The sequence below is a fragment of the Campylobacter concisus genome (assembly GCF_003048555.1).
GTDB classification, from domain to species: domain Bacteria; phylum Campylobacterota; class Campylobacteria; order Campylobacterales; family Campylobacteraceae; genus Campylobacter_A; species Campylobacter_A concisus_AO.
This window is the reverse complement of sequence record NZ_PIRR01000060.1, coordinates 1-7012: the sequence shown is the minus strand read 5'-3', so window position 1 is coordinate 7012 and position 7012 is coordinate 1. Positions and strand designations below refer to the sequence as shown.

At 42.3% G+C, this 7012-nt stretch carries 7 protein-coding genes; all 7 read right to left on the bottom strand.

The window, feature by feature from the left end:
- Positions 1-73: 73 nt before the first annotated feature.
- Positions 74-625 carry a 2-oxoacid:acceptor oxidoreductase family protein gene (locus tag CVS92_RS08390; protein ID WP_107789142.1) on the bottom strand — a complete coding sequence of 184 codons (552 nt, stop codon included), beginning with the start codon at positions 623-625 and terminating at the stop codon, positions 74-76.
- Positions 622-1467: a 2-oxoglutarate ferredoxin oxidoreductase subunit beta gene (locus CVS92_RS08385; RefSeq protein WP_103579821.1), complete on the bottom strand. Its 846-nt coding sequence runs from the start codon at positions 1465-1467 to the stop codon at positions 622-624. Before CVS92_RS08385 ends, CVS92_RS08390 begins: the two co-directional genes overlap by 4 nt.
- Positions 1457-2587, bottom strand: coding sequence for a 2-oxoglutarate synthase subunit alpha (locus CVS92_RS08380; RefSeq protein WP_107789141.1), 1131 nt, complete (start codon positions 2585-2587; stop codon positions 1457-1459). The genes CVS92_RS08385 and CVS92_RS08380 overlap by 11 nt, the downstream gene beginning before the upstream one ends.
- Positions 2584-2895, bottom strand: coding sequence for a 4Fe-4S dicluster domain-containing protein (locus CVS92_RS08375; RefSeq protein ID WP_021091402.1), 312 nt, complete (start codon positions 2893-2895; stop codon positions 2584-2586). Before CVS92_RS08375 ends, CVS92_RS08380 begins: the two co-directional genes overlap by 4 nt.
- An 8-nt stretch (positions 2896-2903) precedes the next feature.
- Entirely contained in the window at positions 2904-3797 is an 894-nt protein-coding gene (locus CVS92_RS08370; protein WP_107789140.1) for a malate dehydrogenase, read from the bottom strand.
- A 4-nt stretch (positions 3798-3801) separates the two neighbouring features.
- Positions 3802-5976, bottom strand: coding sequence for an NADP-dependent isocitrate dehydrogenase (locus tag CVS92_RS08365; protein WP_107789139.1), 2175 nt, complete (start codon positions 5974-5976; stop codon positions 3802-3804).
- 83 nt (positions 5977-6059) lie between these two features.
- Positions 6060-6956, bottom strand: a complete 897-nt coding sequence (mltG, locus tag CVS92_RS08360; RefSeq protein WP_107789143.1) for an endolytic transglycosylase MltG — start codon at positions 6954-6956, stop codon at positions 6060-6062.
- Positions 6957-7012 lie beyond the last annotated feature (56 nt).

The following is a 7012-nucleotide window of genomic DNA, read 5'->3' as shown; positions in this document are numbered from 1 at the left end:
TAATTGATAAAAATATAACGAAGGCTAATTTTTTTATTTTTAGTAGAAATTTTGGCTAAAAATTAGCCAAAATTTATTTTAAAAGCTCTTTTGCGTATTTTAGACCTAGCTCGTAAGCTTTGGCATTTGCCTCTTTTACCTTTTCAGGCACGCTTGCTAGCATCTCTTCTCGCACTAAATTTTCATCCATGCATCCACTCATAGCCACAGCCACGCCAAGAGCTACAACGCTTTGAGTGATGACATTTCCTACCTCGTCTTTTGCGATAGAGATGATAGGAATTTCATAAATTTTCCAGCGCTTTTTGTCTTCATCGCTCACTTTTACCAAATTTGGCTCAACAACGATCGCTCCGCCCTCTTTCACGCCGCTTTTAAAGGCGTTGTAGCTTATCTGTGCGGTTGCTAGCATGAAGTCTATCTCGCCCTCGTTTGCATAAGGGTATAAAATCTCTTTCTCATCAAGGATGATATCGACCTTCGTTGGACCGCCACGCACCTGAGATGTGTAGGTAGAGGCCTTGACGCCGTATCCGCCTGCTTTTATCTTGGCAGCTGAGAGGATCTCACCTGCTAGTATGACGCCCTGTCCGCCAACGCCGACAAATCTTAATTGTGACTTCATGCTAGCTCCTCAAAATTTATCGCTTCGCCGCTCATTGCAGCCTTTCTTACCATGTCGTAAGCCTTGGTGTATTCGATCTTTTCTTCATCTTTATGAAGCACACCAAGTGGGAAAATACCCTTTTTTTCTTCATCGCTTAACATATCAAATTTGACCTTGCTCGTCGTGCGGCCCTTTATCCACTCTAAATTTTTGACCGCCTCGCCCATTTTGTTCTTGCGACCTAAATTTATATGGCAGTTTGAAAATACATCAAAAAAGCTGTATCCATCGTGGCTAAAGCCCTCTACAAAGAGCTTTGTAAGCTTCTCTGGCTCAATGACGCTGCCACGCGCTACAAAGCTAGCACCTGCGGCGGTTGCGAGCTTACAGGCGTCAAAACTAGGATCGATGTTGCCATACTGCGCTGTGACCGTCCACATGCCCTTTGGCGTGGTTGGGCTGGTTTGAGAGTTTGTTAGCGCATAGATGAAGTTATTTATTAGGATGTGATTTAGTCCGATATTTCGGCGGCATCCGTGTATTGTGTGGTTGCCTCCGATCGCAAGTCCATCGCCATCGCCAGTTACTACGATGACGTGCTTATCTGGATTTGCCATCTTTACGCCAGTGGCGTAGGCTACGGCTCTGCCGTGAGTTGTGTGGATGGTGTTGCAGTCAAGGTATCCGCTAAAGCGACCAGAACAGCCTATGCCTGAGACCACGCAAACGTCGTTCATATCCCAGCCCATGGTATCTATTGCGCGGATGAGAGCCTTTAGTATGACGCCGTCGCCACAGCCCCAGCACCAAAGAGTAGGCATTTTATCTGTTCGTAAATATTTATCATAATTAAAAGCCATAAATTTCTCCTATCTTCGCCTCGATCTCGCTTGGGCTTATCGGTCTGCCGTTTGCTTTTAGCAGTTTTGCAAAGTCATCTCTTAAAATGATCTTTGAAATTTCGCCACTATACTGGCCTAAATTTAGCTCGCAAACTAAAATTTTCTTAAATTTATTTGATATCTCTTTTAGCTTTTTAGCTGGAGCTGGGAAAAGTGTGAGTGGCTTAAATAGCCCTACTTTTAGCCCTTTTTCACGTAAATTTAAGATCGCCTGCTTAGCTGAAAGCGCCACGCTGCCAAAAGCGATGATACAAATTTCAGCGTCATCAAGCATAAACTCTTCATATTTCTCGCACTCATCAGTGTGTAAATTTATCTTATTAAACAGCCTATTCATCGAGTATTCAACGATCTTGCCATCTTCAGTTGGAAAGCCAGTAGCGCCGTGATGAAGCCCAGTGATATGGTAGTGGTAGCCTTTAAAGAAAGGATTTAGCGTGGCTGGCTCATCTGGTGCGGCCTCGTAAGGTTTATACTCTTTTGGCTCGCCACTAAATTCTTTTCTTTTATAAATTTCTAGCTCGCTAATCTCTGGCAAACACACCCTTGCTTGCATGTGTCCTATCGTCTCATCAAGTAGCAGCATAACTGGCGTCATAAACCTAGCTGCGAGGTTAAACGCACGCACGGTCTGCGTATAGCACTCCTCAAGGCTACTAGGTGCTAGCACTATCATATTTACATCGCCGTGAGTTGGGTTTTTAGCCTGCAAGATATCGCCTTGTGCGACGCGGGTTGGCAAGCCAGTTGAAGGGCCACCGCGCATGACATTTACGATGACAAGAGGTATCTCAGCGATAAAGCCAAGGCCTATTTGCTCAGCCTTTAGTGAAATTCCAGGTCCTGAGCTTGCTGTCATCGCCTTAGCGCCGCTCGCACTTGCGCCAAGAGAAACTGAAATTCCAGCTATCTCATCTTCCATTTGTATAAATGTGCCGCCATGTTTTGGCAAAAGCACGCTTAGCTCGTGGGCGATTTCGCTACTTGGAGTGATCGGATATCCGCCAAAGAAGTTACAGCCGCACTCGACCGCAGCCCTTGCTACTAGGGCATTTCCAGTTGATACTAGCTCTCTCATGCGCTCTCTCCAAGCTTTGCAAATTTATTTGCCTTTACGGCAGCAGCTCGCTCTTTGCTCTCAGGCGTTAGCTTTGCAAATTTGAAGCCTTTTTCAGCCACATAAATGGCAAAATCAGGACAGTGAAGCTCGCAGTCGCGACAGCCTATACATGAGTCAGCATAGACGACCTCTATCATCTTACCAAGTACCGCTTTTGGCTCAAGCCTCATCGCTAGCACGCCTGCTGGGCAGTAGCTCACGCAGACATCACAGGCCTTACACCTGCTCTCATCGACCCAAACAGGTACGTTTTCTTTTATTATCATCTATATTCCTAATCCAAATTTTCTTTTAAAAATTTAATGTTTTTTCTAATATCAGCTTCGCTTTTACTTAGCTGCTCTTGCTCACTTTCATTTATATTTAGCTCTAAAATTTCTTTTAAGCCCTCACGTCCAAGCCTTACTAGCCTTCCGCAACTTAGCTCATCATCAAGAAGCACGCTAGCACTTAAAATTTCATCACTCTTGCCCATGATCGCTTCACACATTTTCGCAACTGCAGCTGCTGGTGCGTAGTAAGCTGAAGTGCCAAGAAGCTTAACGATCTTTGCGCCACCTGTGCTTGTCTCTTTTTTAAGAGTTGCTAGCTCATTTTCGTTTAAATTTTCGCTGATATTACTAGCTGATACGATCATCTCGTCGTTGTGAGCGCCAATTATCTTTGTCTTTAGCTCTTTTGCATCTTTATCTTTTAGAAGCGCTAGCTCATATCTGCATCTTGCGCCATCAAGCTCACCAGCCATGCCGATCACTTTATTTTTGCTAAAACCGCTAAATTTATGAGCCGTCCAGACCATCACATCAAGCGGATTTGTCACGACGATTATCACCGCATTTGGTGCAAATTTTGCGATATTTTGAGCTGTTTGTTTTACGACTACGGCATTTTTAAGAAGCAAGTCCTCTCTTGTTTGACCCTCTTTTCTTGGGCTTCCAGCAGTTATCACTACGATATCACTGCCCTCTATTAGCATAAAGTCATCGCCACCACAAACGATAGTTTTAGCGTTAAAAACGCAGCTTGACTGCGCTAGATCGATAGCCTTTGCGTGTGCCACGTCACCAAATATATCCACAAGCGCAATCTCATCGCAAACTTCTCTCATGCAAAGCGCATAAGCTATGCTTGCACCGACGTTTCCAGCTCCAACTATACTTATTTTCATTTTCTCATCCTATTATTTGATTTAAAATTTTGCTTGGTCTCATGACCTCATTTGCTCTCACTTCATCTGGCAAATAATATCCGCCAAATTCCACGCTTGCACCATCATTTTGTCTTAACTCTTTTAAAATTTTGCTCTCATTTTTCTCTAGCTCGTCTGCTAAATTTTCAAAAATTTTACTTAAAATCCCGCCACTTTTTGCCATCTCTCTTGCCCAAAAAAGTGCCAGATAAAAGTGCGACTCCCTAGTATCAAGAGTGGCATTTGGAGTTTTGTTTTCGTCCAAATAGCTAGCAACGGCTCTATTTAGCGCATCACTTAGCTCTTTTGCCTCTTTTTTTTGCTTAGCAAATGCCAGATGCTCGAGTGAAGCACTAAGCGCTAAAAACTCGCCGAGACTATCCCAAAGTAGATGGTTTTTCTCTTTTAGCTCTTTTACAAGCGTTGGAGCCGTTCCACCAGCGCCCGTCTCAAACATCGCTCCACCAGCAAGTAGCGGCACAACTGAAAGCATTTTTGAGCTGCCACCTAGCTCAAATATCGGGAAAAGATCGGTTAAATAATCTCTTAAAACGTTACCAGTTACGCTTATAACGTTTTTGCCAGCTCTTATTGCCTCAAGCGTTTTTGTAGTCGCTTGCTCGTAGTTTAAAATCTCAAATTTTACGCCAGCTCTAGCAAATTCCTCTCTAAATTTTTCAAATTTAACTATCAAATTTCTATCATGAGCACGGCTACTATCTAGCCAAAAAATAAGCTTATCTTTTGAAATTTCGCCTCTTTTTAAAGCAAGCTCAAACCACGCATTTATCGCATCATCTTTTGCCTGCGTCATCCTAAAAATGTCGCCCTTTTTGACGCTAAATTTAAAGACACTCTCACCAGCCTCATCAAAAACTACAAATTCTCCGTCTTCTTTTGCGATGAAGGTCTTATCATGGCTGCCGTATTCCTCAGCCTTTTTGGCCATTAGCCCTACGTTTGCCACGCTGCCAATCTTGCTCACATCAAGTGCGCCATGCTCTTTAAAGTCCGCCACGCAGGCCTCATAAACCCTAGCATAGGTCCTATCTGGGATCATGCAAAGCGAGAAATTTAGCTCGCCACTTCTATCTTTTACCTTGCCAGAGTTTCTAATGAGTGCTGGCACGGAGGCGTCTATTATGACGTCATTTGGTACGTCAAAATTGCTGGCATTTTCATTTAGTGCCCAAATTTTTGCTTTTTTGCTCAAAATTTCATCAAATTTAGCCAAAATTTCATCTTTATTTTTAAGGGTAGAAATTTTAGCAAACATATCTTTTAAGCCGTTTTTTGCCTCCACGCTATGAGTTTTAAACTCTTCGCCAAATAGCTCAAAAGCCTCTTTAAAATAGCTTTTTATCGCGTGAGCAAAGATGACTGGATCGCTAACTTTCATCATCGTGCATTTTAGATGCAAGCTCAAGGTCAAACTCTCTTTTTTTGCCTCTTCAAAACAGCTTTCATAAAATTTATCAAGCTCATCTACACTTAAATATGTGGCATCAACTATTTCGCCGCTTTGGATGGCAAGCTCTTTTAAAAGCTCTTTTTTGCCATCCGCACTTATGAAATTTACATAAAATTTCTCATCTTTACTAGCGATAATTGAGCGCTCATTCTCATAAAAATCGCCCTTTTGCATGTAGCAAATTTTTGTCTTATTTGTCTTATCCCAGTCGCCATTGCTGTGAGGATACTTCTTGGCAAATTCTTTAACCGGTGGCAAGACTCTTCTATCTGAGTTTCCTTGCCTAAGCACTGGATTAACCGCGCTTCCTAGCACTTTTTGGTATTTTTTAGCAACCTCTTCATCATAGTCAGTGATGATTTCATCTGGATAAAAAGGCACATTTATGCCCTTACTTCTTAGCTCCTCTATCGCTGCTTTTAGCTGAACGAGCGTGGCTGAAATGTTTGGCAGTTTTATGATATTTGCCTCTTTGTGCGCAGTCAGTTCGCCCAAAAGCTCTAGCTCATCGGCCTTACTTAGTCCAAGCTCTTTGCTAAAAAGAGATAAAATTCTCCCAGCCAAGCTAATATCAGCCCTAGTTATGCTAATGTCAGCACGTGATAAAAAGCTCTTTACGATAGGAAAGAGAGAGTAGCTTGCAAATAGCGGTGCTTCGTCAGTTTTGGTCCAGATAATGTCACTCATTTTAGCCCTTTTATTTTTTTAAAATTTATCACTTTCTTTATTAAATCTCGTTGTATTTTAGGCATTTGCCGCAAATTCTAGCTCTATTTTCCTATATTTTGGTTGTGCTCGCTTAAGGTTTTTGAAAAAATGTGTTTTTTCGCCTTTTTATCAAGCACAAAGTATAAATAATCGCTCTTTGCAGGGTTTATCGCCGCTTTTATCGCACTTATCGAGACCGAGCAGACCGGACTTGGCGGAATGCCGTCGTTTAGATAGGTATTAAACTCGCTCATATCGCTTCTTATGCGCTCAGCCGTGATCACATCGTGCGAATAAATTCCATAGTTTAGCGTACCGTCCATTTGCAGCCTCATGCCTTTATTTAGGCGGTTATAAATGACTGAGGCGACAAGTGGCATCTCAGCGTCGTTTGCCGCTTCTTTTTGGATGATCGAAGCGATCGTTAAAATTTTAAACCATTTTTTCTCATTGTATTCGCCAAAAATTTTATTGCTGATCTCGCTTTGAGCCTTTCTTGATGAATTTACAAGATAAAAAGCAAGGTGCCTTTCGCTGATACCTATTGGGATTTTGTATGTATTTGGCATCAAAAAGCCATCACCAACTGGAGCAAGAGCGTTATATTCGCTATTTAGCTTAACTGGATCAAGTCCTAGCTGGGCGGCGATCTGGTTTAAAAAAACGATAGTTGTTTCGCCTGGTATTAGCGTTATCTCGGTTAAAGCCGCTTTTGATTTTGCAAGTTTTTTTAAAAAATCAACCCTTGAAATTTTATCTTGGCCGATCTCTATCCAGCCAGATTGAGGAGAGCCGATAAAAAGTATGGCGTATTTGTCTATCACGCTTAAGTTAAAGTTGCGATTAGCTAAATAAGATATAATCTCGCCCACACTTCCCTTTGGTATAAAAACGACCTTACTTGTGTTTATAGGGCGTGCCAAATAGACAAAAATACTTAGGAAAATGATGGCTACGATATCAACAAACCTCTCTCCCTCTCTCTTTTTTCTCCCCTTTTTTCCCCTCTTCCTTC

What these genes read in the sequence shown, in the direction of transcription:
- CVS92_RS08365 (WP_107789139.1), bottom strand. Translation starts at nt 5,976, where the DNA reads ATGAGTGACATTATCTGGACCAAAACTGACGAAGCACCGCTATTTGCA.
- CVS92_RS08370 (WP_107789140.1), bottom strand. Translation starts at nt 3,797, where the DNA reads ATGAAAATAAGTATAGTTGGAGCTGGAAACGTCGGTGCAAGCATAGCT.
- CVS92_RS08390 (WP_107789142.1), bottom strand. Translation starts at nt 625, where the DNA reads ATGAAGTCACAATTAAGATTTGTCGGCGTTGGCGGACAGGGCGTCATA.
- CVS92_RS08385 (WP_103579821.1), bottom strand. Translation starts at nt 1,467, where the DNA reads ATGGCTTTTAATTATGATAAATATTTACGAACAGATAAAATGCCTACT.
- CVS92_RS08375 (WP_021091402.1), bottom strand. Translation starts at nt 2,895, where the DNA reads ATGATAATAAAAGAAAACGTACCTGTTTGGGTCGATGAGAGCAGGTGT.
- CVS92_RS08380 (WP_107789141.1), bottom strand. Translation starts at nt 2,587, where the DNA reads ATGAGAGAGCTAGTATCAACTGGAAATGCCCTAGTAGCAAGGGCTGCG.